The sequence below is a fragment of the Salinicola socius genome (assembly GCF_001937195.1).
GTDB lineage: Bacteria > Pseudomonadota > Gammaproteobacteria > Pseudomonadales > Halomonadaceae > Salinicola > Salinicola socius.
The window spans coordinates 38,277-62,533 of sequence record NZ_MSDO01000001.1 but is presented as its reverse complement, the minus strand read 5'-3'; the positions used below and the strand labels follow the sequence as shown (position 1 = coordinate 62,533).

The window sequence follows — 24,257 nt, the reverse complement described above, 5'->3', positions numbered from 1 at the left end:
AGCGTGCCTTTCGACACGTTCGCGGCGCCGGTAGCTAACTTACCGACGGCGAGTGACAGAACGATGACAGTGGGTTCGACGCCTCAGTATAACAACCGTGGCGAACGCCAGGTTGAGGGCGGTTGTCGCAGCAGTTCGACAAGCAAGCGGCTCAGCCAGCCTCGGTCGGCTCTTCCGCGCGTCGCCGCTGGACGATACGGCCGAAGATGATGCCTACCTCGAACAGTAGCCACATGGGCACGGCCAGCAGGCTTTGCGAGATGATGTCCGGCGGGGTCAGCAGCATGCCGACGATGAAGCAGATCAGAATCACGTAGGGGCGCTTCTGGCTCAGACTTTTCACGTCGGTGATCCCGGTCCAGATCACCAGAAACGTGGCGATGGGGATCTCGAAGGCGACGCCGAAAGCAAAGAACATCTTCAACACGAAATTGAGGTAGGCGTTGATGTCCGTCATCACCGTGACGTCCTGAGGCCCGGTATGCACGAAGAAGCTGAACAACAGCGGAAACACCACGTAGTAGGCGAAAGCCGCGCCGCAGTAGAACAGCAGAATGCTGGAGGCGAGTAGCGGAAATGCCAGTGCCTTCTCGTGCTTGTAGAGCCCCGGTGCGATGAACGCCCACGCTTGATAGAGAATGAACGGGATCGCCGCGAAGACGGCGACCACCATGGTCAGCTTGAACGGTGCCAGAAAGGGCGACGTGACCTCGGTGGCGATCATCTTCGACCCGACCGGCAGCAATGCCACCAGGGGGTTGGCCACGAAACGGTAGATGTCGTTGGAGAAAGCGTAGAGCCCGAGAAAAATCACCACGACGACGATTACCGCCTTGAGCAGGCGCGAGCGCAATTCGATCAGGTGCTCGATCAACGGTGCCTGTGGCTGCTTGTCATCTGGCGGTGGAGAGGAGGCATCGCTCATCGGGGAGCCGAATCCTTGTCCGCAGGTGAGGAGGAGGGCGTGGAAGGCGGCGAGCCCGGCGCGGAAGACGACGAGGGCAGGTCGGTATCGGAAGGCAGGGCGGTCTGCTCGCGATCGCCGCCGGCCGCGGATGCTGACGTCGAAGCGGGCGAGTCGTTTTTCGACTCGCTCTCGAAGCTCCTTTCGACGCCGCGCCGCGCCTGATTGATGCCTTCATCCAGTTTTTTCTGCTGCTCGGCGAGCTTCTGGCGCAGCTCTTCGGCTTCCAGCTGGGAGGTGATTTCCCGTTGCATGGTCGAGACGCTGCGCTTGATCCGACCGACCCACAGGCCGGCGGTTCGTGCCGCCTTGGGCAGTCGCTCGGGGCCCAGCACCAGCAGGCCGACGATGCCGATCAGCAGAAGTTCGAAGAAGCCGATATCGAACATGTCGGTTACTGGCGCTCGACCTTGTCGCCGGACGTTGTCTTCGTCTCGTCGGGACGACTGTCGAAGTTGCTGTCCTGGCTGGTCGTGTCATGGGGCGTCGTGTTGCGAGTCGCGTCCTGGGAGTGGTCGATACTCTGCTGCGTGTTGCTCCCCTTCTTCTCCTCTTCATCTTCCCCAACGGCTTTCTTGAAGCCCTTGACGGCGCCGCCGAGGTCGCTGCCCACGTTGCGCAGTTTCTTGGTGCCGAAAATCAGGATGATGATCCCGAGGACGATCAACAGCTGCCAGATACTAATCCCGCCCAGCATAACTCTCTCCTTACCGATGCGCGTTGGCGCGATGATGATTCATGAATCTCGTTGGCGCGAGGCTTTTTCGTCCAGCCCCGAGACGCCGGCACGCCGGGCCAGTTCCGCCAGCACTTCCCTATGATCGATATCGAGATGCGACAGCATGACCAGACTGTGAAACCAGAGATCGGCCACTTCGCCGACCAGATCCTGACGGCTTCGTGCATCATCTACCTCGAAATCCTTGGCGGCAAGCAGCGTTTCGGTGGCTTCCTCGCCGACCTTTTCCAGGATCTTGTTGAGGCCTCGGTGATGCAGCTGCGCGACATAGGAGTTGTCCGGGTCCGCGCTGCGACGGGCGTCCAGTACCGCTGCCAGTTGCTCGAGGGTATCACTCATCAGATGACATTCCTGCGTGTATAGCGAATTTGGCCCGGCGAGGCGCTCGACGACGTCGTGGCTCGGGCCACCATTATAGACTCAGCGCCAGGCGAGCAGCACCAAGCCCAGTCCGGCGGCGACCAGTACCGGCCAGGGTTGCTGTTCGGCCCATTCCAGCATCGGTTGCCAGGCCAGCGCCACGGCCAGCAGAACGGCGCCCAGACGCAGGCGCCTGGCCCGAGGCGCGGCTCGCTGGAAGCGGGCTTCGAGGCCCGTCAGCGCCTCCGTCTGCTGGCGGTTGAGCCGACGCTGCTGTTCGCGATCGGATAGCGCCTGATAGGCGAGCACCGGCAGCTCTGGAATCTGGTGAGCCAGTTCGGGTGCGTGCTTCTGCAGGGCTTTCCAGAACCCCTTGGGGCCGGCGCGCTCGCGCATCCAGCGCTCGAGATACGGTCTGGCGGTGCTCCACAGATCCAGATCGGGATAGAGCTGACGACCCAGGCCTTCGATATTGAGCAAGGTCTTCTGCAGCAGCACCAGCTGTGGCTGGACTTCCATATTGAAGCGGCGAGCCGTCTGGAACAGGCCCAGCAGCACCTGGCCGAAAGAGATGTCCTTGAGCGGTTTCTCCAGAATCGGCTCGCAGACGGCCCGGATCGCCGAGGCGAACTCGTTGGCCCGCGTGCCTTCCCCGACCCAGCCGGATTCGATGTGCAGCACCGCGACCTCGTAGTAGTCCTGGCGGAAGAAGGCGAGCAGGTTCCGGGCCAGGTAGTCCTGATCTTCACGGGTCAGGCTGCCGACGATGCCACAGTCGATGGCGATGTAACGAGGTTCGGCAGGATTGTCCCGCGACACGAAGATATTGCCCGGGTGCATGTCGGCATGGAAGAAATTGTCGCGAAAGACCTGGGTAAAGAAGATCTCGACGCCACGCTCGGCCAACTTCTTGAGGTCGGTGCCCTGGGCGCGCAGGGCGTCGATATCGGCAACCGGGATGCCGTTGATGCGCTCCTGGACCATGACCTGGCGGTGGGTCAGCGACCAGTGGATGGCCGGCACATAGAGCAGCGGTGAACTCAGGAAGTTACGCTTGAGTTGCGACGTATTGGCGGCTTCCTTGTTGAGATCGAGCTCGTCGAACAGGGTCGCCTCGTAGTCCTGAACCACCTCGACCGGCCGCAGGCGGCGCGCTTCGGGAATTCGTCGCATCAGGCGCGCGAAGGTATAGAGCAGCCCGATATCCTCGCGCATGATGCGATCGATCCCGGGACGAATGATCTTCACCACGACCTGCTCGCCGCTGTGCAGCTCGGCGGCATGAACCTGGGCGATCGACGCCGAGGCCAGCGGTTCGGTGTCGAAGGCCGCGAAAGCTTCCTCGACGGTCTTGCCGAGTTCGACTTCGACCATGGCACGAGCGGTCTCGCCGGGGAAGGGCGGAACCTGGTCCTGAAGACGCTTGAGCTCGTCGGCGATATCCGGCGGCAGCAGATCACGGCGCGTCGACAGCATCTGGCCGAACTTGACGAAGATCGGCCCGAGTGACTCCAGCGCCAGGCGTAACCGTTTGCCGCGCGAATCGTTGCCGATCGGAATCAGCCGAACGGGCGCGAAGCGCCATAGCCAACGGATGACCGGCGGTAGCCGTTCCGGAGGCACCAGGCTGTCGAGGCGATAACGGGAGACGGTCCAGGCGATGCGAAATAACCGCAAGCTCATGAATGCGACTCCTGGCCACGTTGTAGCCGAGCCACTCGGGCACCGAGGCGGTCGACGGATTGCTGAAGTGCCGTGAGATGGTCGCGCGCCACTGCGAGCTGGTCGCGTCCGGCCAGCCAGCGCCGTTCCTCGAACAGATAGTCGCGCATGTCCTGATGCCATTCGCTGACCAGGAAACGGGCCTGGCGGTCGAGGTGGCGAATGCCGCTGGCGACACCATGAGCCGTCGCGTTGCCCATCGCCCGGGATAACGCGCCTTCCCAGTCGACATCAAGCTCCATGAACAGCGCCTGGATCGGAGACAGCAGCCCCGTTTGGCCGGTGACCGGCAATTGCCCGCTGAACAGCAGACGTTCGGGCGAGTCGCCGGCCACGAGGCGAGTCATGACGTGGCGAGTGACGGTGATTTCGAGATCGTCTGAATCGTGCCAGTCATGGACGCGTCCGAGCGTGACGCCTTCGGCATGAAAAGCCACGCGCAGTCCGAGTTCCGCGTCGACGAAGGTCAGCCGCAAGGTATGGCCGGCCAGCGCTGCCAGACGTGCGGGCGATGCGGGGTCACGACGCAGCAGCGTGTTCAGCGAGCGCTCCAGGGCGACCAGGGCGAAAGTATCCAGCATGACGCCAGCCCTCAGAGCTTGATGCCGCGGTGTAGCGCGACGATTCCACCGGTCATGTTGGTATATTCGACGCGCTCCAGACCGGCCGCCTGCATCATGGTCTTGAGCGTTTCCTGGTCGGGATGCATGCGGATCGATTCCGCCAGGTAGCGGTAGCTGTCGGCATCGTTGGCCACCAGTCGGCCCATCTGCGGCAACAGGCGGAAAGAATACTGATCGTAGGCTTTCGACAGCAGGCCGTTGACCGGCTTGGAAAACTCCAGCACCAGCAGGCGTCCGCCGGGTTTGAGTACCCGTGTCATCGAGCGTAATGCAGCGTCCTTGTCGGTCACGTTGCGCAGGCCGAAGGCGATGGTGATGCAGTGAAAGCTGTTGTCCGGAAACGGCAGGCTTTCGGCATTGGCCTGAACGTACTTGACGTTGTCGCCGACGCCGTGATCGATCAGCTTGTCACGACCCACACGCAGCATGGATTCGTTGATGTCGGCCAGGATGACCCGGCCTTTCGGGCCGACGCGCTTGGCGAACTGGCGGGTCAGGTCACCGGTGCCGCCGGCGATGTCGAGAACGCTGTGGCCCTGGCGAACACCGCTGCGCTCAAGTGCCAGCTGTTTCCAGAGGCGGTGAATGCCGAATGACATCAGATCGTTCATGACATCGTAGCGCGCGGCCACCGAGTGAAAGACGTCGGCCACGCGGGCGGCCTTCTCGTCGACCGCGACCTTTTCGTAGCCGAAGTCGGTGGTGCGCTTATCCATGTGCTTTTCTCCGAGATGACGCGAGCGGCGATCGTATCGCCATCGAGGCGATGTTGTCGCTGTCCGGCGATGAGCTGTCGAGCGGACCGAGCCGATGTGGGTGACGCGCTGAAGGTCAGGGCCAAAACGATGTGAATCGATCGAGTCCGCATTGTAGCGTCTGGTCGCAAACTTGTCTTTGCGCTTCACGCACGCAAAAGGGCGGCACCTTGCGGTCGCCGCCCTTTTCGATTTCCTGCTCGAGATCTCTCGCCCGGGATTTCCTGGCGTCGCTCGTGCGGCTTCAGACCTGGTGAATCCGAATCACGCTGGCATCGCGCGAGGCGCCGGCGCGTGCCAGCCGAGCGAGATAATCTTCCCACCACGCTTGTCGGTGGATCGCCATGTCGTGAAGGTACTCCCAGGTATAAAGCCCGGTATCGTGTCCGTCGTCGAAGTGCAGCTTCAGCGCGTAGCGGCCGGTCTGGGAGATATCCAGCAGCCCGACGTGGCGCTTTCCGGTCTGCAACACGGCCTCGCTGGGATGATGGCCCTGGACTTCCGCCGAGGGCGAGTAGACGCGCAGCAACTCCACCGGCAGGCGATAGCTCTGACCATCGGGATAACCCAGCTCGAGCTCGCGATCGCCCTTGTGGTAGTGGACACGGGTGGGAATCGGGACGGACATGACGGACTCCTGGCTTCGGGCCGATCGCCCGCCATGACGGCGAGCGACCGACGCGTTTCGCGGCTCGTGCCTTAGAGAATATACCGCGACAGATCTTCGTCCACCGCCAGTTCGCCCAGCTTGTCGTTGACGTAGTCCGCGTCGACCACCAGCGGACTCGCGAAGTCACTGCCCTGGAAAGAGGCTTCCTCGAGCAGTCGCTCCATCACCGTGTGCAGGCGACGCGCCCCGATGTTCTCGGTGCCATCGTTGACCTGCCAGGCGATCTGGGCAATACGGGAAATCCCGTCGTCGGTGAACTGGACGTCCAGACCTTCGGTATTGAGCAAGGCCCGGTACTGCTTGGTCAGTGCCGCCGAAGGCTCGGTCAGGATGCGCTTGAAGTCGTCCGGCGTCAGCGCAGTGAGTTCGACCCGGATCGGTAGACGACCCTGCAGTTCCGGGATCAGATCCGAAGGCTTGGAGAGGTGGAAGGCCCCTGAGGCGATGAACAGGATGTGGTCGGTCCGCACCATGCCGTGCTTGGTGGAAACGGTGGAGCCTTCGATCAGCGGCAGCAGGTCTCGCTGCACGCCCTCGCGAGAGACGTCGCCGCCGCTGCCGGACTCGCCGCGCTTGGCGACCTTGTCGATCTCGTCGAGGAACACGATGCCGTTCTGCTCGACCGCTTCCAGCGCGCGCTGCTTGATCTCTTCCTCGTTGACCAGCTTGGCGGCTTCCTCGTCCTGCAACAGCTTCCAGGCATCCTTGACCGTCACGCGGCGGTTTTCGGACTTCTGCTTGCCCATGTTGGCGAACAGGCTCTGGAGCTGATTGGTCATCTCCTCCATGCCGGGCGGCGTCATGATATCCACGCCCTGGCTGGCGGGCGTCACCTCGATATCGATCTCCTTGTCGTCGAGCTGACCTTCGCGCAGTTTCTTGCGGAACACCTGACGGGTCGAGGAGTCATCGCGGCCGGCGTCATACTCGCTACCCCGCGGACGCGGCAGCAGCGCATCGAGAATGCGGTCTTCGGCGGCATCCTGGGCCTTGTGGCGCACCTCGACCTTGGCCTGCTCGCGGACCATCTTGATCGCCATTTCCATCAGGTCGCGAATGATCGACTCGACGTCGCGGCCGACATAGCCCACTTCGGTGAACTTGGTCGCTTCGACCTTGAGAAAGGGCGCCCCGGCGAGCTTGGCCAGACGTCGCGCGATCTCGGTCTTGCCGACGCCGGTGGGACCGATCATCAGGATGTTCTTGGGTACGATCTCGCCGCGCATGTCCTCGTCGAGACGCATCCGACGCCAGCGATTGCGCAGGGCAATGGCGACGGCGCGCTTGGCATCGTGCTGGCCGATGATGTACTGATCGAGCGAATGCACGATCTCCCGCGGCGTCATCGCCGACTGGGTCAGCGCCGGTCGAGCGTTGGCGCTCTCCTGAGTGACGCCGTTATCGGTCGTGGCGCTGTGAGACGAAATATTCTGAGACATGGGTATGCGGCCTCGTTACAGCTCTTCGAGCGTAATCTGGTGATTGGTAAAGACGCAGATGTCGGCGGCGATGTTGAGCGACTTCTCGGTGATCTCGCGGGCACCGAGCTCGGTATTCTCGAGCAGCGCTCGCGCCGAAGCCTGTGCAAAGTGGCCGCCGGAGCCGATGGCGATGATGCCGCGTTCCGGTTCGACCACGTCGCCATTACCGGTGATGATCAACGAAGCCGTCTTGTCGGCCACGGCCAGCATCGCCTCGAGACGACGCAGCGCGCGATCGGTACGCCACTCTTTTGCCAGCTCGACCGCAGCCTTGGTCAGATGCCCCTGGTACTTGTCCAGCTGCGCTTCGAAACGCTCGAACAGGGTGAAGGCGTCGGCGGTACCGCCAGCGAAACCGGCCAGGACCTGGCCGCGGTAAAGACGGCGAACCTTGCTGGCGTTGCCTTTCATCACCGTGTTGCCCAGCGAAACCTGGCCATCGCCGGCCAGAGCCACCTGGTCGCCACGGCGCACGGATACGATTGTGGTCATGCAGTTTAACTCCCAATGGCGCGCCGCCCAGTGTCACCGGAGGCACGGAAAAACGGGTGCGATCGCGTCAGCATTGAACGAGGTGATGAATGACGCGATGCAGCATGACTCATCAAATGTGGGCGGGTAACGGGGAAATCAAGCCGCGGGCTTTTGCGGGTCCCGGAAAGAGAAACGGCCGACAAGGGATGCCGGCCGTCCTGAAGTGCTGTAATGAAAGTGCTGTAATGAAAGTGCTGTAATGAGGTGAGCTGCAGCGACGAGGCGCCGTCCACGGGATGACGTCGGGCGTTCAGGGCGGGACGATCCCGGGGTTTCGGATTCGAGGACTCAGTTCTGCAAGCGCAGCAGCAACGGCTCGATGCCCTGGGTCACCATCAGATCCTGAGCGCGCGACAGCTCGCGCTTGTCCTCGTAGGGTCCGACCTGGACGCGGTGCCATAGCTGATCGCCATTGGCGCGCACGTCGGTGATCTTGGCCAGCAGGCCGAAGTCCTTGAGTCGGTTGGCAAGGCGTTCGGCGTCGCCAAGATCGCGAAAGGAGGCCGCCTGCAAGACGTAGCGACCGCCGCTGGGCGTCGGCTGCTTGGTCTGATTCGCGGCATCGTCGGCAGCGGCTTCCTGGGTCGTCTTGGCGGTGGGCTCCGGCGCCGAGCTGTCACTGTTGGGGGCGATGACCTCCGTTTCCGGCAGCAGCGTGTAGAACTCGAACGTTGGCGTCGCTGGCGGCTGGGCGGTGTTCTCGCCGGCGCCCGCACCACCATTTTGCGCGCTGCTTCCCCCCCCGCTGGCGGCCTGATTGGAGGTCGGCCGCGGCACCACTGCGGCCACCGGCTCCGGAGAAGATCGATCCAGGTATTGCGACAGTGCGAAGCCGGCAATCAGGCCGGCAATCGCCCACAGCCAGCCCGGAATGCCACCGAGACCGCCGCCCTGGCTGTTGTTGGATCGGCTGGAGCGAGACTTCGTCGTCGCGCCTTTGGGTGAAGAACGAGAGGTCGAGGGGCGGCTGTTCTGATCGGGGCGGCGTGCCATGATTTACATCTCCTCCGGGGCGCTGACGCCGAGTAGCGCCAATCCATTGCCGATGACCTGGCGCGTTGCCAGACCCAGTGCCAGCCGCGCGTTGCGCAGCTCGGCATCGTCGACCATGACTTTCTGGGCGTTGTAGCAGGTGTGGAAATCGCTGGCGAGTTCGGTCAGATACTGCGCGATCTGATTCGCTTCGCGGGCGCGGGCGGCACGCTCGACGACATCGGGATAGCGTGCCAGCCGATTCATCAATGCCTTCTCCTGAGGGGCGTCGAGACGCTCCAGATTGGCCATCGCGGTCGAGTGGTCGAAGGCAAGGTCGTCGCTCTCGGCCTTGCGCAGCACGCTGCAGACGCGGGCGTGGGCGTACTGGATGTAGTAGACCGGGTTGTCGTTGGTCTGCGAGCGCGCGAGATCGATATCGAACGTCATCTGGGAATCGGCGCGGCGGGCGGCAAGAAAGTAACGTGTGGCATCACGGCCCACCTCGTCGATCAGGTCGCGCAGCGTGACGTAGCTGCCGGCGCGCTTGGAGAGCTTGACCTCGACGCCGGAGCGGGTCACCAGCACCATCTGATGCAGCACGTAGTCCGGCCAGCCCTGCGGGATCCCGACCTCGAGGGCCTGCAGGCCGGCGCGAACACGGGTGACGGTCGAATGGTGATCGGCCCCCTGTTCGTCGATCACGGTGGTGAAGCCGCGTTGCCACTTGTTGTAGTGGTAGGCGACGTCGGGCACGAAGTAGGTGTAGTCGCCGTCGCGCTTGCGCATCACGCGGTCTTTGTCGTCTCCGAAATCGGTGGTGCGAAGCCACAGCGCGCCGTCCGCCTCGTAGGTGTGCCCCCCGGAGACCAGTGCCTCGATGGTCTCCTCGACCCGACCCTCGGCATACAGTGAGGACTCCAGGAAATAGACGTCGAATTCGACCCCGAATGCCTTGAGATCGAGATCCTGCTCGCGTCGCAGATAGGCCACGGCGAACGCGCGAATGGCCGCCTCGTCGTCGGGATCGCCCTTGGCGGTGACCTCGCGGTCATCGGCCGTCACGGTCTCGCCGGCCAGATAGGATGCCGCGACATCGCCGATGTAGTCGCCGCGATAACCGTTTTCGGGCCAGCCTTCGTCATCGGGGCCGAGGCCGCGGGCGCGGGCCTGCACCGAGCGCATCAGATTGTTGATCTGAGCGCCGGCATCGTTGTAGTAGAACTCGCGGGTCACCTCGAAGCCGGTCGCTTCCAGCAGTCGACACAGGCAGTCGCCGATGGCGGCGCCACGGCCATGACCGACGTGCAGTGGCCCGGTCGGGTTGGCGGAAACGAACTCGACCTGAACTTTCTCTCCCGCCCCGATCATGCTGCGACCGAACGTGTCGCCGGCATCCAGGATCTGGCTGACGATGCCGGCAATGGCGTCGGTAGCGGCGAAGAAGTTGATGAATCCCGGCCCGGCGATCTCGGTCTTGCGGATCACCTCGTTGGCGGGAATGGCGGCTACCAGCTTGTCGGCGAGCTCGCGGGGCTTGCAGCCGGCCGGCTTGGCGAGCATCAGCGCCAGGTTGCTGGCGTAGTCGCCATGGGCCTTGTCGCGGGTCGGATCGACCTTGATCGCCGGATTCACGTCCGCCGGTAGATCGCCTGACTGCTGCAGCTTGGCGATGGCGGCTTCGAGCAGTTGTGTGATCGTCTCTTTCATTGGCTACTTCGTCGTCGTGGGGCCTGGGCCTGGCATGCGCTGTCTGGCCCGGCGCGGGGCGCCGCGGATCTGAACGTCGTGAAACTGTCGTCACGACGCGGGAAAAAGGGCGGCCATTATCAGTGATTGCGGCATGGCTTTAAACCCTCGGCATCAGCTCAGCGTCATCGGGTCGATATCCAGCGACCAGCGCACGCGACGCGTGGCGCTGCTTTCCAGCCAGCCGACCAGCCAGGCGCCGGCCTCATGCAGAGCGCTGCGCTTTTCCGACGACAGCATCAGTTGCAGGTGGTAGCGGTTCTGACGACGTTCCATGGGGGCGGGGACGGGGCCCAGGCAGTGTACCGGCAGTTGGCGTGTGGCGAGCCATTCGCGCACGGCATCGCCGGCGGCCTCCGCCATCTGGCGGGCATCCTCCTCGCGTGTCGCCTCGAAACGCGTCAGCGCCAGATAACGATAGGGCGGCAGGCCGGCCACACGACGCTCTTCGAGCATCTGATAGGCGAGCGCATCGTAGCCGTCATCCGCCAGCAGGCGCAGGTTGGGGTCGTCGGGATGCAGGGTCTGGACGAGCACCCGACCCGCGCGATCCGCCCGCCCGGCGCGGCCGGCGACCTGGACCAGCAGCTGAGCGCTCTGCTCGAGCGCGCGGAAATCGCTGGCGTAGAGCCCGGCGTCGGCGTTGACCACCACGACCAGCGTCACGTGAGGGAGATGATGCCCCTTGGCTAGCATCTGGGTACCCACCAGCAGGCTGGGTTCGCCACGGCGGATCTCGGTCAGCAACTGGTCGAACGCTTCCTTGCGCCGGGTGCTGTCGCGGTCGATACGATAGACCGGCACGTCCGGGAACAGTGTGGTCAGCGTCTCTTCGGTGCGTTCGGTACCGGCGCCGAGCGGTCTCAGGTCGGCGCTGCCGCAGCCGGGACAGGCGTCCGGCTGGGGCGTCTGGTGTTCGCAGTGGTGACAGACCAGGCGCGGGGGCTGGCGATGCAGGGTCATGCGCGAGTCGCAGTGACGGCACTCGGCGATCCAGCCGCACTGATGGCACGCCAGCGAGGGCGAGAATCCGCGTCGGTTGATGAATACCAGAACCTGGCCTTCGGCTTTCAGTGCCTGACGGATGGCATCGATCGCTGGGGGAACCAAGCCGCCCTGGCGCAGGCGTCCACGCAGATCGACCAGCTCCAGTTTGGCCGGCGCGTGGCGGCTCGGGCGCTGGGTCAAGCGCAGATGCCGGTAACGGCCGCTGCGTGCCTGAGCCAGCGTTTCCAGCGACGGCGTCGCGCTTCCCAGCAGGATCGGCACGCCGTCGCGGTGCGCTCGCGCCATGGCCAGATCACGAGCATGGTAGCGCAGGCCGTCCTGCTGCTTGAACGAGCCGTCGTGCTCCTCGTCGACGATGATCACGCCGGGGCGGGCCAGCGGTGTAAAGATGGCCGAGCGCGTGCCGATGACGATCGGCGCGCGTCCGCTGCGGGCGGCTTCCCACGCATCCAGCCGCTCCAGATCGGTCAGCCCTGAGTGCAGCGCCACGACCGGGGCGCGAAAGCGCTTGCGGAAGCGTGACAGCGTCTGCGGTGTCAGGCCGATCTCGGGCACCAGCACCAGTGCCTGGCGGCCCTGGCCGAGCACGCCCTCGATCAGCTGCAGGTAGACCTCGGTCTTGCCGCTGCCGGTTACGCCATGCAGCAGGCAGGGATGAAAGCGGTCCAGACCTTCGTGGAGTGCGGCCAGTGCCACCGCCTGCTCCCGGTTGAGCGGCAGCGACGGTTCGGCCAGCAGCGCGCCCGACCAGCCCTCGCTGGCCATCAGCGGTTCACTGCTGCGGGTAATCAGCGCCTTGTCGAGCAGCCCCTGCAGTTGGGCGCGGGTATATCCCTGTGCGGTGATCGCGGAGGTGATCATGCCGTGGCGATGTTGCGCCAACAGTTGAACCAGTTCCCGTTGGCGCGGCGCCCGGCCGAGTGCGTCGAGGGCGAGGGCTTCGCGGGTATTCAGCTGCCAGCGTTCGCGGATCCTGGCTTCCAGGGGCCGCCCCTGGCGGAGCGGTCCGGGCAGCGCGTGCTGCAACGTATCGCCCAGAGAGTGTTGATAGTAGCGGGCGGTGAATTGACACAGCCACAGCCAGTCCGCCGGCAACGGCTCGTCGTCGAGGCGCTCGGTGATCGGCTTCAATTGATGTGCGGGCAGCTCGCTGCTGGCCGCGCACTCCATCACGATTCCCACCAGATGACGCCGGCCAAACGGTATCTTGACCCGCAGCCCGGGGCGCCAGCCGCCGACAGGGGGCCGGCCGGCGGGGCGATAATCGAAGAGGCGCCTCAGCGGCGTGGGAACGGCGATACGAAGAACCCGAGGGACCGGCGGGCTGCTATCGGGGTCGGTACGGGAATCTGCCAATTGGCCTCCATGAAGAGTTCTGCTAAAATACGTCGCCTTCCGACGTAGGGTGCGTCTTTTATCCGTGGTGTCATCGTCTTGAAACGGTGCGCTTCGGGATTCCAGGCGGGCCGGTCGCGCGGGAGTGAACCGCGATTCCCTATCCGTGTACGGTGCCTGGCGAGAGATCAGGTGGCGGTACACCGCAAAGCGAGGCTTCACGATGAAACAGTCTATTCATCCCGAATACAAGAAGGTCACGGCGACTTGTTCCTGTGGCGCGACCCATTCGATCGGCACCACGGCTAACGAAGATTTTCACGTCGACGTCTGCTCTCAGTGCCACCCGTTCTACACCGGCAAGCAGAAGCAAGCGACCACCGGTGGCCGTGTCGAGCGTTTCAACAAGCGCTTCGGCGCTGCAGTACGACCGGCCAAGAACGCGTAACGTCGGAACCGACCGGTTGTCAGAAAGCCCGCCACCAAGGCGGGCTTTTTTGTGGGCGATCAATCGGCTTCGATGTGCCTGGCACGAGACGAGTTGCGATAGGAGCTCCCTTCCGGCAACGCAGGATAAGGGATGTTTTATGGCTGGGTGTCCAGGTATAAGTGTCGCCAAATGCATCTAAGTGATTCAAACAGGCGCTTAAAAGTCGTGAAAGCCGAAAAAGGGGAAAGATTTGTGCGCGTTGTTCTTTTTCGATAGTCTGGCGCCACCTCACGGCACGTCGATGCCGAAACATCCCACCTTCATCTCTGGACAATTTCCCATGAGTGACGATAGAAGACAGGCGGCGCTCGATTATCATGCCAAGCCGATCCCCGGCAAGCTGTCGGTCGAATTGACCAAACCGACAGAAACCGCCAAGCACCTGTCGTTGGCCTACAGTCCCGGGGTGGCGGAACCGTGCCGGGAAATCGCCCTGGACCCGGAAAATGCCTATCTCTATACCGGTAAAGGCAATCTGGTGGCCGTGGTTTCCGACGGCAGCGCGATTCTTGGTCTGGGCAATCTTGGCCCGCTGGCAAGCAAACCGGTGATGGAAGGCAAGGGGGTTCTGTTCAAGCGCTTCGCCGGCATCAACTCCGTCGATATCGAGGTCGAGGCCGATTCGCCCCAGGCCTTCATCGATACCGTAGCCAGCATTGCCAATACCTGGGGCGGTATCAATCTGGAGGACATCAAGGCGCCGGAGTGCTTCGAGATCGAGGCGGCGCTCAAGGCGCGCTGCAGCATCCCGGTGTTCCACGACGACCAGCATGGCACCGCGATCGTGACCGCGGCGGGACTGCTCAACGCGCTGGATATCGCCGGCAAGACGCTGGCGACGGCCCGCATCGTCTGTCTTGGCGCGGGGTCTGCTGCCATCGCCTGCATGAAGCTCCTGATCGAATGCGGTGCCAAGGCCGAGAACATCTTCATGCTGGACCGCAACGGCGTCATCCACAGTGGCCGCAGCGATCTCAATAGCTACAAGGCGCAGTTCGCGACCGAGACGCCACTGCGTACGCTGGATGACGCGATCGACGGCGCCGACGTCTTCGTCGGTCTGTCCGGGCCGAACCTGTTCAAGCCCGAGCAGCTCGCGAAGATGGCGGCGAATCCGGTGGTCTTCGCCTGTTCCAATCCGGACCCGGAAATCCATCCTGACGTGGCGCGGGAGACGCGCAGCGACGTGATCATGGGGACGGGGCGTTCGGACTATCCCAATCAGGTCAATAACGTGCTCGGCTTCCCGTTCATCTTCCGCGGAGCGCTGGACGTTCGGGCTTCGGCGATCAACGAGCAGATGAAGATCGCTGCCGTACATGCGCTGAAAGATCTGGCGAGAGAGCCGGTGACCCAGGAAGTGCTGGATGCCTACGACGTCGACTCGCTGGAGTTCGGGCGCGGTTACATTATCCCGACACCGGTGGATTCACGTCTGCTTGAACGAATCCCGGCAGCAGTGGCACAGGCCGCAGTGGAATCCGGCGTGGCGGGCAAGCCCTACCCCTCTCACTATCCGCTGAAAAGCGTCAAGGAGATCTACGGCCGATAACGGTTGGTCGTGGAATATGACGATGCCGCCCCGAGAGGCGGCATCGTGCTTTTCAAAGATCTTGTATGGCGACCCGTGGCCGTCTTTTTACAGCGACCCAGAGCCGTCGGCGGGGCTACCAGCCATAGAGAATCGAGACCGAGGTCGTGGTGTCGGTGCGGGCTTCGGCGCCCGGCGGCGGATGAGTGTTGCTCCTGGCATCGTAGGAGACCCGCAGCGCAAGGTGAGAGTTGAGCTGCGAGGTAATCGACGAGAGTGAACGGGTAGTGACACTGATGTGAGTCGCTTCCGCCGACAGCTCCTGATCGAAGGAGATGTCGTCGCTGAAGTTGTAAGTGTAGTCCAGCGCCGCGTAGGCCAGCGCCAGATCGTCGCTGCTGCCGCCTTCGTAAGCGTCGTCATCGTCATCGTCGCTGTCGTCGGCATAGACGTCATGACGATAGCCTGGGCCGACTTCGGCAGACAGCGTGTGCGTGGGTCCGTTCAACAGCTGGCGCCCGTAACCGGCAATGGTCGTGAACTGCGAGTCGTAGCCGCTGAATCGATCGCGCTCCCAGCGCGCGAAGCCGAACAGATAGTTGTTGTTCTCGAGCTCGTAGCGTTCGCGCGCACCGACCAGATACCGCTCCGAAGTGGTGTTGTCATTGTCCTGGACGCTGCGGGTCTCGGCCCGAAACGTATGCGTATTGCGCCCGGTCAGCCAGGTCAGGCGAGCCTTCGCGAGCAGCGTCTGGGTATCGGTATTGCCGGTCAGCTTGGTGTAGCCGAGTTCGGCGTTGCCGCTGAAGTTGGGCGCATTTTCATCGGGCGCCGGCGGTGCGTAGAAAAGCTCGGCGTAGGACGGCGAAGCCATCAGACAGGTGATCAGTAGCCACCATCGGCAACTGGGCAGGGGCATGACATCTCTCTCAACGTCGCTGCGACGTCCTGTTGCGGTGAAGAGCGGATTGGAACAGCCATCTGGAACGAGGCCGTCGGGGCGCCAGCCCCGACGGCCTTGGTCTTGATTGACCGGGCCTCGACCAATGTATCAGAAGATAGCTTCGTAGGTGCCAGTGCCTTGCGAACCGCTCTCATCTTCGAGTTCCGGGCGGATACCGCGTGGCTGATAGTCAGGCAGGTTGTCCTTGCGGAAAATTTCACTGATGCCGCCGGATTGATCCTCGTGCAGGCGCTTGCCGGTATCCGGATCGATGCGAACCCGAACGATGTCATCGGGGGCTTCGGGAATCACTTCCGGGGTGCCTTCCAGTGCCGGGCCCATGAACGCTTTCCAGATCGGCAGGGCGGCCTGAGCACCGTATTCCGCCGTCGTGGTGTTGTCGTCCTTGCCGACCCATACCGTGGTCACGAGCGAGTTGTTGAAGCCGGAGAACCAGGCATCACGCTGATCGTTGGTGGTGCCCGTCTTGCCGACGATGTCGCTGCGGTTGAGCGATAGCGCGCCGCGACCAGTGCCGTGTTCGATGACGTCGCGCAGGATGCTACGCAGGATGTAGAGCGCGTCCGGATCCACCACGCGGGGCGCGATGCGGCGGGGCTCGCCATCGACTTCGGTCTGTGTCGCATCCGGTGCGCAGTCGCGACAGGCGACCAGCGGATTGGCCTTTTCGACCACGGTGTTCTGGCTACCCTGAGTGACCTCCTTGATGTACCAGGGCGAGACCTGGAAGCCGCCGTTGGCCAGCACCGCATAGGCGTTGGCGATCTCCAGCGGCGTCAGCGAGGCGCTGCCCAGCGCCAGCGACAGCCCGTGCGGCAGGCGGTTCCGCGAGAAGCCGAAGCGTTCGAGGAAGTTCAGCGCGTTGTCGAGCCCCAGCGACTGCAGTACGCGGATGGTCACCAGGTTGCGCGAGGTGTAAAGCCCGACCCGCAGGCGTGTCGGCCCGCGGAACTGGCGCTCCGCGTTTTCGGGGCGCCAGTCGTCGCCGCTGTACTGGGACATCACCACCGGCGCGTCGTTGATGATGGTGGCTGCGGTCATGTCGCCTTCCTGCAGCGCCGCCAGATAGACGAAGGGCTTGAAGTTGGAGCCGACCTGGCGCTGCGCCTGGATGGCCCGGTTGAACTTGCTGGCGGCGAAGCTGAACCCGCCCTGGAGTGCATCGATGGCGCCGGTCTGCGGGTCGAGGACGACAATGGCGCCCTCGGCGCCGGGACGCTGTGACAGACGCCACTGATCGCCTTCTTGCATGATGCGGACCAGGTCACCGCGGTCGGCGATGGCGGCGGCATTGGCGGGCTCGCCCCCTCGCCACTTGGCGCTCTTGTACTCGCGCGCCCACTTCAGGCCATCCCAGCCAAGGGTGATGACCTTGCCGTCGGCGTCGAGCACGCGCATCTGCTTGCCGTCGGTGGCGGTCACGATGGCGGGCTGGAGCGGTCCATAGGCGGGCGTGCGCTGCAGCACCTTGAGCCAGTTGCTGACGTCGCCGTCGACGCCCTCGATCGTGGCCTCGCTGGACTGAGCCGCCTGGCGTGCGGTTTCGATGACTTCGGGCGATTCCGACAGCTCTTCTTCCAGGCCCTGACGTTCGGTGCGATCCTGCGCCTCGACGAGGCTCGGCGGGACGTCCTTCTCTTCTGGCCCACGCCAGCCATGGCGAGTGTCGTAGTCGATCAGGCCCTGTACCAGCGCATCGCGCGCCTCGGTCTGCAGCCGACTATCGAGCGTGGTGGTGACACGAATGTTGTCGGTGTAAGCCTTGTCGCCGAAACGCTCGACGGCGTAGGCGCGGGCCATCTCCGCGACGTAGGGCGCATCGACTTCCGCCTGTGCCGTATGGCGGCTGGCGGTGATGGGAGCCTTGACCGCCTCGTCGTAGGCGGCCTGGTCGATCGAGCCGAGCTGGCGCATCCGGTAGAGAATCCAGTTGCGCCGAATCAGTGCGCGTTCCGGGTTGGTCAGTGGATTGAAGCTCGACGGCGCCTTGGGTAGCCCCGCGATCATCGCGTACTCCGGCAGGGTCAGATCGGCCAACGGCTTGCCATAGTAGGTATTGGCCGCGGCGGCGATACCATAGGAGCGATGTCCGAGGTAGATCTTGTTGACGTAGAGCTCGAGGATTTCCGGCTTGCTCAGGATCTGCTCCATCTGCAGCGCCAGCAGGATTTCCCGGATCTTGCGGGTGAAGGTCTGATCCAGGGTCAGCAGGTAATTACGTGCCACCTGCATGGTGATGGTGCTGCCGCCGGACTGGATATTGCCCGAAGAGGCCAGCTCGACAGCGGCGCGCACGAGTCCCTTGGGATCGACCCCGGGGTGGTTGTAGAAATTGGCGTCTTCGGCGGCCAGCAGTGCGTTGATCAGCGGCTTGGGAATTTCGTCGTAGCTGACCGGCATGCGGCGCTCTTCGCCATATTCGCCGATCAACTTGTTGTCTTCGGTATAGATACGCAGTGGCGTCTGAAGCTCGTAATCCTGGAGCTGGCGCACGTCCGGCAAGCCGGGGGCGAAGTAGAGCCCAGCGCCAATGACTGCCAGCACCACGCCGGCGCAAAGCGACAGCAGTAGCCAGAAGGCGGTCGTCAGTAGGCGGGTAAAAAGCTTCATATGAAGGGGTGATCCTTGACTGGTGGCGGTCCGGCCGCGTGCGTGCTCGCTATCCCTGGCGTCGGACATGATTCAGCATCGGGGCATTATATGGATGCGATAGAGTCGGGGCCAGTTTCACTCGTGCCGCTTCCTGCAAGCACCAAGAAATAAGTGTAACAAAATGTCTCAAGTTGGTTTCGGTGCCGCCGTTAACCCTGATTAGGATTTTCGAGTTCCGGCGGGGTAAGACAGTGTTGCGCTTGAAAAGATCCTCTCAAGGTCTGGTGGGCGTGGATATCACGTCCGCCACCGTCAAGCTGCTTGAGCTGGAGCGTCGCGCCGGCGGCTTGAGAATCGACAGCTACGCGGTGCGTCCCCTGCGTGAGGGTGCCGTCGTCGAAAGGCGCATCCGCGACAAGCGCGAGGTCGAGGATACGTTGCGTCGCGCGGTCGAGCATGCCCAGCTTCGCTCCCGGCGCGCCGTGGTCGCGGTGCCTAGTTCGGCGGCGATCACGCGGGTGCTTTCGCTGCCGGCCTCGCTCAGTGACGACGAGATCGAAGCGCGGATCCAGATGGAGTCCGACAAGCATATCCCGTTTCCCCTCAATGAAGTCGCTTTCGACTTTCAGCGGTTAGGTCCCCACCCACGCTATGACGATCAGCAGGAAATTCTGCTGGTGGCCTGTCGCCAGCAGGATATCGAAACGCTGGTGTCGACCATGGAAGCGGTGGGTCTGGAGACGGTGGCCGTGGATGTCGAGGGTTTCGCGCTCGAGCGCGTCTGCCGTGATCTGCGTACCTCGCACGAGGAAGAAGGGGACAGTACGGCGCTGGTGGATATCGGCGCCAACCTGTGCGCATTCCATGTCCTGAAGGGCGGAAGGATCGTCTATAGCCGCGACAATCTCTACGGCGGGCGGCAGCTAACCGATGCCATCAGCAAGCGTTACGGCATGAGTTTCGATGCGGCCGGCCGGGCCAAGAAGCGCGGCGGATTGCCCGACGATTATCGCCAGCAAGTCCTGCTGCCGTTCATCGATACCCTGATTCAGCACATCGGGCGCTCGCTGCAGCTCTATTACACCTCCGCGGGGCAGCAGCAGGTTCGGCGCCTGGTACTCGCCGGCGGCTCGAGTGCGCTACCGGGGTTCGCGGAGCGCCTGCGAGCCCAGAGCGGGCTGGAGGCAACGCTTGCCAACCCTTTTGCGCAGATGCGGATCCACTCGCGGCTGGATGTCGGTGCCCTGGCCGCGGATGCCCCGGCGATGCTGACGGCCTGCGGCCTTGCCATGCGGGCGCTGTCATGACGATCGAAATCAACCTGCTGCCGTGGCGGGAGCGACACCGTCTGCGCCGGACTCGGCGATTCAAGCAAGGGCTGCTGCTGACGCTGCTGCTCGGGTTGGTGGTGGGTTTTTGCATCGCACAGTACGAGGAATCCATGGTGCGAGCGGGGCAGGCCCGGCTGGCATTGATTCAGCGCGATACCGACGCGCTCACGCGTGATATCCAGGTGATGCGCGATTTCCGCCAGCTGCGCGAACGCATGCTGAAACAGATCGAGGTGATCAGCGAGCTGCAGTCGAGCAGGCCCCTGACCATCCGCGTTCTCGATCAGTTGACGGCCACTGTGGTCGACGGCGTCCACTACACCGAATTGCGCCGCAAGGGCAGCAGGCTCGAGCTGAGTGGCGTCGCGGCCTCGAATCGCCAGGTATCCGACCAGATGAGGGCGCTCGACAACAGCGCCGCGTTCGACATCCCATTGCTGTCGGACGTGCAGTCCGACGAGGGCGCGGTGTCGGCCAAGCGCTTTCACATGAGTGTCGATGAGCACGCCATCGACGATATCGAACCGGAGGCGGGTTCATGAAGCGTCCGGCGTCGAACAGATCATGGCTGAGCGATTGGCGGGGCGCGTGCGCAGATCAGTGGCGCCAGCTGCGCGAGTTGCAGTGGCGCGAACTCGACGTCAAGGAAGCCGGCACCTGGCCCGTTACGCTCCAGGGATTGATTGCACTGAGCGTGCTGCTGGGATCGATGTGGGTCACCCAGTGGTTGCTGGCCTCGACGCCGCGGGAAATGCATCAGCGACTGATCACGCAGGAGCAGCAGGCGTTGCAGCGCTTCGAGACGCTCTCCTATCAGGCGGTCAATCTGCCGGCGATGGAGCGCCAGATGGGCGAACTCCAGGCTCGCATGCAGAGCGTTCTCGAGATGTTGCCAAGCGACGCGGAAGTGCCCGCGTTGCTGGACGCCATCAGCGACGCGGCACGCGAGCAACAGCTCGACATCGATAGCATCACGCTGCGCCCTGCAGTGGAGCAGGAGTTCTACATCGAACAGCCCTTCGATATTCAGGTGCGCGGCGACTTTCATCAGATATCGGCTTTTCTGGCCCGCGTCGCCGCGATGCCGAGGATCGTCACGCTTCACGATTTCACGCTGATGCCGGTGGGTGACCATCTCAAGCTGGCGATGCTGGCGAAGACCTACCGCTATCGAGAGGATCGCGATCCGGCTGTCGATTCACAGAAGCGGAGAGGGAAATCGTGAAGTCGAGCCGCATTCTCCTCGTCGGGTGGCTGGTCATCGGCGCCCTGCTCGCCGGCTGCGAAGACGCCAACCTGGGAGCGCTGCAGGCGCACCTGGACACCCTGCGTCACAAGCCCCAGGGACAGATTGCGGCGCTACCGGAGATGCCTCGGTACGCCACCGCCAGCTACGACCAGGCGTATCGCCGGAGTCCCTTCGTGGCTGAAGCGATTGAAGAGGTCAAGCCTGCCGATGTCACGCCACTGCCGGATGCCGAGCGTCCACGTCAGCCACTGGAAGCCTTTGAGCTGGACAGTCTGAGCCTGGTGGGCACGTTGACGGTGGGGAACACCCTGTCGGGGCTGGTCTCCGCGCCGGATGGCGCCATCCATCGCCTCTTCAAGGGCGATTATCTGGGCCGGGATTATGGCCGGATCATCAGCGTCGAGCCGCGAGGGTTGGTGCTGGTAGAGACCGTCCGCACTCCCGAAGGGGGTTGGAGCGAGCGTCTCCAGCGCCTGGACATGGCAGAACAAGAATCCGACGGTGGCAGCCGGCGGCAACGGTAGCAGGGGATACTATGACTTCTCGACGGTGCTTGGTCGCATGCGCAGCAGCACTGACCTTGTGGGCGCTGGCGTTCGCCGCCTGGGCGGCACCGGCAGTGACGACGCTGACGGCGATGACCTTCACCGACCGGGGTGCTGGCCGCCTGGACGTCGGTCTCGATTTCGTCGGCGGCGTGCCGGACATTCGCGGTTATCGCACCGATGCACCCCCGCGGCTGGCGCTGGATCTGCTGCAGGCCCAGAGCGGCCTGTCGCAGTCGAGCTTCGCCATCGGCAGTGCCGGCGTCGATTCGGTCAGAGTGCTGGGAGCGGGGACACGTACCCGGCTGGTGTTCGAGCTGGCATCGCCTGCCGACTACCGATTGGAGCGTCTCGACGGCAAGGTCGTGGTTCATTTCGGCGACAAGGCCGCTGGGTCGGCCGCGACCGATTCGGCCGTCGCGAGCGCGCCTGCTGGCGAGTCCGGGATGGCGGCGGTGTCGACGCCACCCGAGGTGACCTCGATCGACTTTCGACGCGGCGCGGATGGTGCCGGACAACTGGAGCTCGTGCTCGATCGTGCCGGTATCGCCGCCGAGGTGTCGGGGCAGGGACGCCAGGTTTCGGTCTCGCTCCCCGGCACCCGCTTGCCTGACGAGCAGTACCAGACGCTCGACGTCAGCGATTTCGGCACCCGTGTGTCGCGTATCGTGCCGCGTCGCAGCGCCGATGGCATCGTCTTCGACATCGTAGCCTCCGAGGCGGTGGAGCCGTTGGTGACCCAGAACGGCCGCCGTTTGACGATAGAGCTGGCGCCCGCGGGTAGTGTCGAACGCCCCCAGGCCGAGAATCGACCCGAGTATACCGGTCACCGCATCACCCTCGATTTTCAGGACATTCCAGTACGGGACGTGCTGTCGATCATCGCCGAGGAGTCGGGGCTCAACGTGGTCGCCAGCGACGGTGTGCAGGGCAACGTGACCCTCAATCTGACCGACGTGCCGTGGGACCAGGCGCTCGATCTGGTATTGCGCAACCATGGTCTGTCGGCCCGCCGGGAAGGTAACGTGATGATGGTGGCGCCGACCGGCGAGCTGGCCAGCCTGCAGCGCCAGACGCTGGAAACGCGCGAGCAGTCGGCGCAGCTGGCGCCGTTGACCACGGAATTTCTGCAGATTCGTTACGCCAAGGCCGAGTCCCTGGCCACGCTGCTGCAGGGGGGGGAGGGCGTCGGCATGATGTCGGCGCGCGGTCGCGTCACCGTCGATCCGCGTACCAACACGCTGATTCTCCAGGACACGCGCGACCAGCTCGATGCCATCCGGCGCACCATCGATCATCTCGACGTCCCCGTGCGTCAGGTTCAGATCGAAGCGCGGATCGTGATCGCCCGAGACAGCGCGACCCGCGAGCTCGGGGTCAACTGGGGCATGTCGGCCAATGGCGGGCGCCACTTCGATCTTGGCGGCGCGGCAGACGGCGATGCCTCGACGGTGCCCACGACGTCGGACGATCCTGCCTCCTATGGCGGCGGTCTGGCGGTCGATCTGGGCAATGCGACCAACCCCGCCAGCGCGTTCAGCTTCGGCTATCTTTCCGGCGACATTCTGATCGACCTGGAGCTCCGGGCGCTGGAGAGCGAGGGCAAGAGCCAAACCATCTCCCAGCCCAAGGTGATTACCGCCAACCAGCGTACCGCTGTGATCAAGCAGGGACAGGAGGTGCCGTATCAGGAGGCGTCGTCCAGCGGAGCCACCACTACCGAGTTCAAGGAAGCCGTGCTGTCGCTCGAGGTGACGCCGCAGATTACCCCCGATGACCGCATCATCATGGATCTGCGCGTCAATAACGATGATATCTCCGACACCCGCTACGACGGTGCACCGGCCATCGACACCAACGAGATTCAGACTCAGGTGCTGGTCAACAACGGTGAAACCGTGGTGCTGGGCGGCATTCTGACCTCCGAGCAGCTGCGAACGCTGTTCAAGACGCCGTTCCTCGGCGACATTCCGGTGATCGGCAATCTGTTCCGCTATACCCAGGAAAGCAACGAGAAGGTAGAATTGCTGATATTCATCACCCCCAAGATCATCGAGGACGGACTGGCCATTCGCTGATGCGGTCGCTTCCCAATCTTTTCCTGGTCGGCCCCATGGGGGCCGGCAAGAGTACAATCGGCCGCCTCCTGGCGGCCGAATTGCAGCGCCAATTCCTGGATAGCGATCATCAAATCGAAGGTCGCTGCGGGGCGAATATCCCATGGATTTTTGATGTCGAGGGCGAGCAGGGCTTTCGGGACCGCGAAACGGCGATGATCGACGAGCTGACTCGGTGCAGCGAGATCGTCATGGCCACGGGTGGCGGCGCGATCATGCGCGAAATCAATCGCCAGCTGCTGCGGGAGCGGGGCACGGTGATCTATCTGGCCACCACCGTCGAGCAGCAGATTCGACGTACCTCGCGGGATCGCAACCGGCCGCTTCTGCAGACCGCCAATCCCGAGCAGGTGCTGCGCGATCTGTTCGCGATCCGCGATCCGCTCTATCGTGCCACTGCGGATATCGTTGTCCGTACGGATCGTCGAGGTCCCCGAAGCGTGGTGGGGGATATTCTGCGCCGGGTGTCGCGTCTGGCGGAGCCGCTTGGCGAGTCTGCCTCCCTTTCTCATCAGCGGTAAGATCG

The 24,257-nt window shown here is 63.6% G+C and carries 23 protein-coding genes; 8 read left to right on the top strand and 15 right to left on the bottom strand.

Annotated features, from left to right (window positions below; translation table 11 throughout):
• Nucleotides 1-151: 151 nt before the first annotated feature.
• From tatC to BTW07_RS00215, 13 genes are all read right to left on the bottom strand, one after another.
• On the bottom strand, nt 152-925 hold the full coding sequence (gene tatC / locus BTW07_RS00275; RefSeq protein WP_075568150.1) for a twin-arginine translocase subunit TatC: 774 nt from the start codon (nt 923-925) through the stop codon (nt 152-154).
• Nucleotides 922-1,353 (bottom strand): Sec-independent protein translocase protein TatB, encoded by a 432-nt coding sequence (tatB, locus tag BTW07_RS00270; protein ID WP_075568149.1) that lies wholly within the window; start codon nt 1,351-1,353, stop codon nt 922-924. Before tatB ends, tatC begins: the two co-directional genes overlap by 4 nt.
• Nucleotides 1,354-1,358: 5 nt before the next feature.
• Nucleotides 1,359-1,661, bottom strand: coding sequence for a Sec-independent protein translocase subunit TatA (tatA, locus tag BTW07_RS00265; protein WP_075568148.1), 303 nt, complete (start codon nt 1,659-1,661; stop codon nt 1,359-1,361).
• 39 nt (nt 1,662-1,700) lie between these two features.
• Nucleotides 1,701-2,042, bottom strand: coding sequence for a phosphoribosyl-ATP diphosphatase (locus tag BTW07_RS00260; protein WP_075568147.1), 342 nt, complete (start codon nt 2,040-2,042; stop codon nt 1,701-1,703).
• Nucleotides 2,043-2,123: 81 nt separating this feature from the next.
• A complete protein-coding gene (ubiB, locus tag BTW07_RS00255; protein ID WP_075568146.1) occupies nt 2,124-3,746 on the bottom strand; it encodes a ubiquinone biosynthesis regulatory protein kinase UbiB in 1,623 nt (540 codons plus the stop codon).
• Nucleotides 3,743-4,366, bottom strand: a complete 624-nt coding sequence (locus BTW07_RS00250; RefSeq protein ID WP_075568145.1) for a ubiquinone biosynthesis accessory factor UbiJ — start codon at nt 4,364-4,366, stop codon at nt 3,743-3,745. The genes ubiB and BTW07_RS00250 overlap by 4 nt, the downstream gene beginning before the upstream one ends.
• A gap of 11 nt (nt 4,367-4,377) precedes the next feature.
• A complete protein-coding gene (gene ubiE / locus BTW07_RS00245; RefSeq protein ID WP_075568144.1) occupies nt 4,378-5,124 on the bottom strand; it encodes a bifunctional demethylmenaquinone methyltransferase/2-methoxy-6-polyprenyl-1,4-benzoquinol methylase UbiE in 747 nt (248 codons plus the stop codon).
• Between the two features lie 283 nt (nt 5,125-5,407).
• Nucleotides 5,408-5,791 carry a gamma-butyrobetaine hydroxylase family protein gene (locus BTW07_RS00240; protein ID WP_075568143.1) on the bottom strand — a complete coding sequence of 128 codons (384 nt, stop codon included), beginning with the start codon at nt 5,789-5,791 and terminating at the stop codon, nt 5,408-5,410.
• Nucleotides 5,792-5,862: 71 nt separating this feature from the next.
• On the bottom strand, nt 5,863-7,179 hold the full coding sequence (hslU, locus tag BTW07_RS00235) for an ATP-dependent protease ATPase subunit HslU (protein ID WP_075568401.1): 1,317 nt from the start codon (nt 7,177-7,179) through the stop codon (nt 5,863-5,865).
• Between the two features lie 108 nt (nt 7,180-7,287).
• Nucleotides 7,288-7,806 (bottom strand): ATP-dependent protease subunit HslV, encoded by a 519-nt coding sequence (gene hslV / locus BTW07_RS00230; RefSeq protein WP_075568142.1) that lies wholly within the window; start codon nt 7,804-7,806, stop codon nt 7,288-7,290.
• 330 nt (nt 7,807-8,136) lie between these two features.
• Nucleotides 8,137-8,841, bottom strand: a complete 705-nt coding sequence (locus BTW07_RS00225) for an SPOR domain-containing protein (protein WP_075568141.1) — start codon at nt 8,839-8,841, stop codon at nt 8,137-8,139.
• 3 nt (nt 8,842-8,844) lie between these two features.
• A complete protein-coding gene (gene argS / locus BTW07_RS00220; protein WP_075568140.1) occupies nt 8,845-10,530 on the bottom strand; it encodes an arginine--tRNA ligase in 1,686 nt (561 codons plus the stop codon).
• A 153-nt stretch (nt 10,531-10,683) separates the two neighbouring features.
• Nucleotides 10,684-12,933 carry a primosomal protein N' gene (locus BTW07_RS00215; protein ID WP_075568139.1) on the bottom strand — a complete coding sequence of 750 codons (2,250 nt, stop codon included), beginning with the start codon at nt 12,931-12,933 and terminating at the stop codon, nt 10,684-10,686.
• A 202-nt stretch (nt 12,934-13,135) separates the two neighbouring features.
• On the opposite strand from BTW07_RS00215, the gene rpmE reads away from it, so the two are divergent.
• Entirely contained in the window at nt 13,136-13,360 is a 225-nt protein-coding gene (rpmE, locus tag BTW07_RS00210; RefSeq protein WP_075568138.1) for a 50S ribosomal protein L31, read from the top strand.
• Nucleotides 13,361-13,682: 322 nt separating this feature from the next.
• Entirely contained in the window at nt 13,683-14,954 is a 1,272-nt protein-coding gene (locus BTW07_RS00205) for a malic enzyme-like NAD(P)-binding protein (RefSeq protein WP_075568137.1), read from the top strand.
• A 115-nt stretch (nt 14,955-15,069) separates the two neighbouring features.
• Here the strand turns inward: BTW07_RS00205 and BTW07_RS00200 are convergent, their stop codons facing one another.
• Both BTW07_RS00200 and BTW07_RS00195 read right to left on the bottom strand, forming a co-directional pair.
• The gene (locus tag BTW07_RS00200) at nt 15,070-15,852 is read right to left on the bottom strand and encodes a DUF481 domain-containing protein (protein WP_075568136.1); all 783 of its coding nucleotides are present in this window, start codon (nt 15,850-15,852) and stop codon (nt 15,070-15,072) included.
• A gap of 132 nt (nt 15,853-15,984) precedes the next feature.
• Nucleotides 15,985-18,507: a penicillin-binding protein 1A gene (locus BTW07_RS00195; protein WP_075568135.1), complete on the bottom strand. Its 2,523-nt coding sequence runs from the start codon at nt 18,505-18,507 to the stop codon at nt 15,985-15,987.
• 236 nt (nt 18,508-18,743) lie between these two features.
• Between BTW07_RS00195 and pilM the strand changes: the two genes are divergently transcribed.
• Genes pilM through aroK form a run of 6 tightly spaced genes read left to right on the top strand, consistent with a single transcriptional unit; the run spans nt 18,744 to nt 24,252 of the window.
• Nucleotides 18,744-19,796 carry a type IV pilus assembly protein PilM gene (gene pilM, locus BTW07_RS00190; protein ID WP_075568400.1) on the top strand — a complete coding sequence of 351 codons (1,053 nt, stop codon included), beginning with the start codon at nt 18,744-18,746 and terminating at the stop codon, nt 19,794-19,796.
• On the top strand, nt 19,793-20,362 hold the full coding sequence (locus BTW07_RS00185) for a PilN domain-containing protein (protein ID WP_075568134.1): 570 nt from the start codon (nt 19,793-19,795) through the stop codon (nt 20,360-20,362). The genes pilM and BTW07_RS00185 overlap by 4 nt, the downstream gene beginning before the upstream one ends.
• Entirely contained in the window at nt 20,359-21,045 is a 687-nt protein-coding gene (locus BTW07_RS00180; RefSeq protein WP_075568133.1) for a type IV pilus inner membrane component PilO, read from the top strand. Before BTW07_RS00185 ends, BTW07_RS00180 begins: the two co-directional genes overlap by 4 nt.
• Entirely contained in the window at nt 21,042-21,593 is a 552-nt protein-coding gene (locus BTW07_RS00175; RefSeq protein WP_157958669.1) for a pilus assembly protein PilP, read from the top strand. The genes BTW07_RS00180 and BTW07_RS00175 overlap by 4 nt, the downstream gene beginning before the upstream one ends.
• Nucleotides 21,594-21,622: 29 nt before the next feature.
• Nucleotides 21,623-23,692, top strand: coding sequence for a type IV pilus secretin PilQ (locus tag BTW07_RS00170; protein WP_232823891.1), 2,070 nt, complete (start codon nt 21,623-21,625; stop codon nt 23,690-23,692).
• On the top strand, nt 23,692-24,252 hold the full coding sequence (gene aroK, locus BTW07_RS00165; RefSeq protein WP_075568131.1) for a shikimate kinase AroK: 561 nt from the start codon (nt 23,692-23,694) through the stop codon (nt 24,250-24,252). The genes BTW07_RS00170 and aroK overlap by 1 nt, the downstream gene beginning before the upstream one ends.
• Nucleotides 24,253-24,257: the final 5 nt, after the last annotated feature.

Coding starts and splice junctions, on each gene's coding strand:
- BTW07_RS00200 (WP_075568136.1), bottom strand. CDS start 15,852: ATGCCCCTGCCCAGTTGCCGATGGTGGCTACTGATCACCTGTCTGATG.
- argS (WP_075568140.1), bottom strand. CDS start 10,530: ATGAAAGAGACGATCACACAACTGCTCGAAGCCGCCATCGCCAAGCTG.
- hslV (WP_075568142.1), bottom strand. CDS start 7,806: ATGACCACAATCGTATCCGTGCGCCGTGGCGACCAGGTGGCTCTGGCC.
- ubiB (WP_075568146.1), bottom strand. CDS start 3,746: ATGAGCTTGCGGTTATTTCGCATCGCCTGGACCGTCTCCCGTTATCGC.
- BTW07_RS00205 (WP_075568137.1), top strand. CDS start 13,683: ATGAGTGACGATAGAAGACAGGCGGCGCTCGATTATCATGCCAAGCCG.
- BTW07_RS00225 (WP_075568141.1), bottom strand. CDS start 8,841: ATGGCACGCCGCCCCGATCAGAACAGCCGCCCCTCGACCTCTCGTTCT.
- aroK (WP_075568131.1), top strand. CDS start 23,692: ATGCGGTCGCTTCCCAATCTTTTCCTGGTCGGCCCCATGGGGGCCGGC.
- BTW07_RS00180 (WP_075568133.1), top strand. CDS start 20,359: ATGAAGCGTCCGGCGTCGAACAGATCATGGCTGAGCGATTGGCGGGGC.
- rpmE (WP_075568138.1), top strand. CDS start 13,136: ATGAAACAGTCTATTCATCCCGAATACAAGAAGGTCACGGCGACTTGT.
- tatA (WP_075568148.1), bottom strand. CDS start 1,661: ATGCTGGGCGGGATTAGTATCTGGCAGCTGTTGATCGTCCTCGGGATC.
- BTW07_RS00260 (WP_075568147.1), bottom strand. CDS start 2,042: ATGAGTGATACCCTCGAGCAACTGGCAGCGGTACTGGACGCCCGTCGC.
- BTW07_RS00185 (WP_075568134.1), top strand. CDS start 19,793: ATGACGATCGAAATCAACCTGCTGCCGTGGCGGGAGCGACACCGTCTG.
- hslU (WP_075568401.1), bottom strand. CDS start 7,179: ATGACGCCGCGGGAGATCGTGCATTCGCTCGATCAGTACATCATCGGC.
- BTW07_RS00240 (WP_075568143.1), bottom strand. CDS start 5,791: ATGTCCGTCCCGATTCCCACCCGTGTCCACTACCACAAGGGCGATCGC.
- BTW07_RS00250 (WP_075568145.1), bottom strand. CDS start 4,366: ATGCTGGATACTTTCGCCCTGGTCGCCCTGGAGCGCTCGCTGAACACG.
- tatB (WP_075568149.1), bottom strand. CDS start 1,353: ATGTTCGATATCGGCTTCTTCGAACTTCTGCTGATCGGCATCGTCGGC.
- tatC (WP_075568150.1), bottom strand. CDS start 925: ATGAGCGATGCCTCCTCTCCACCGCCAGATGACAAGCAGCCACAGGCA.
- BTW07_RS00195 (WP_075568135.1), bottom strand. CDS start 18,507: ATGAAGCTTTTTACCCGCCTACTGACGACCGCCTTCTGGCTACTGCTG.
- ubiE (WP_075568144.1), bottom strand. CDS start 5,124: ATGGATAAGCGCACCACCGACTTCGGCTACGAAAAGGTCGCGGTCGAC.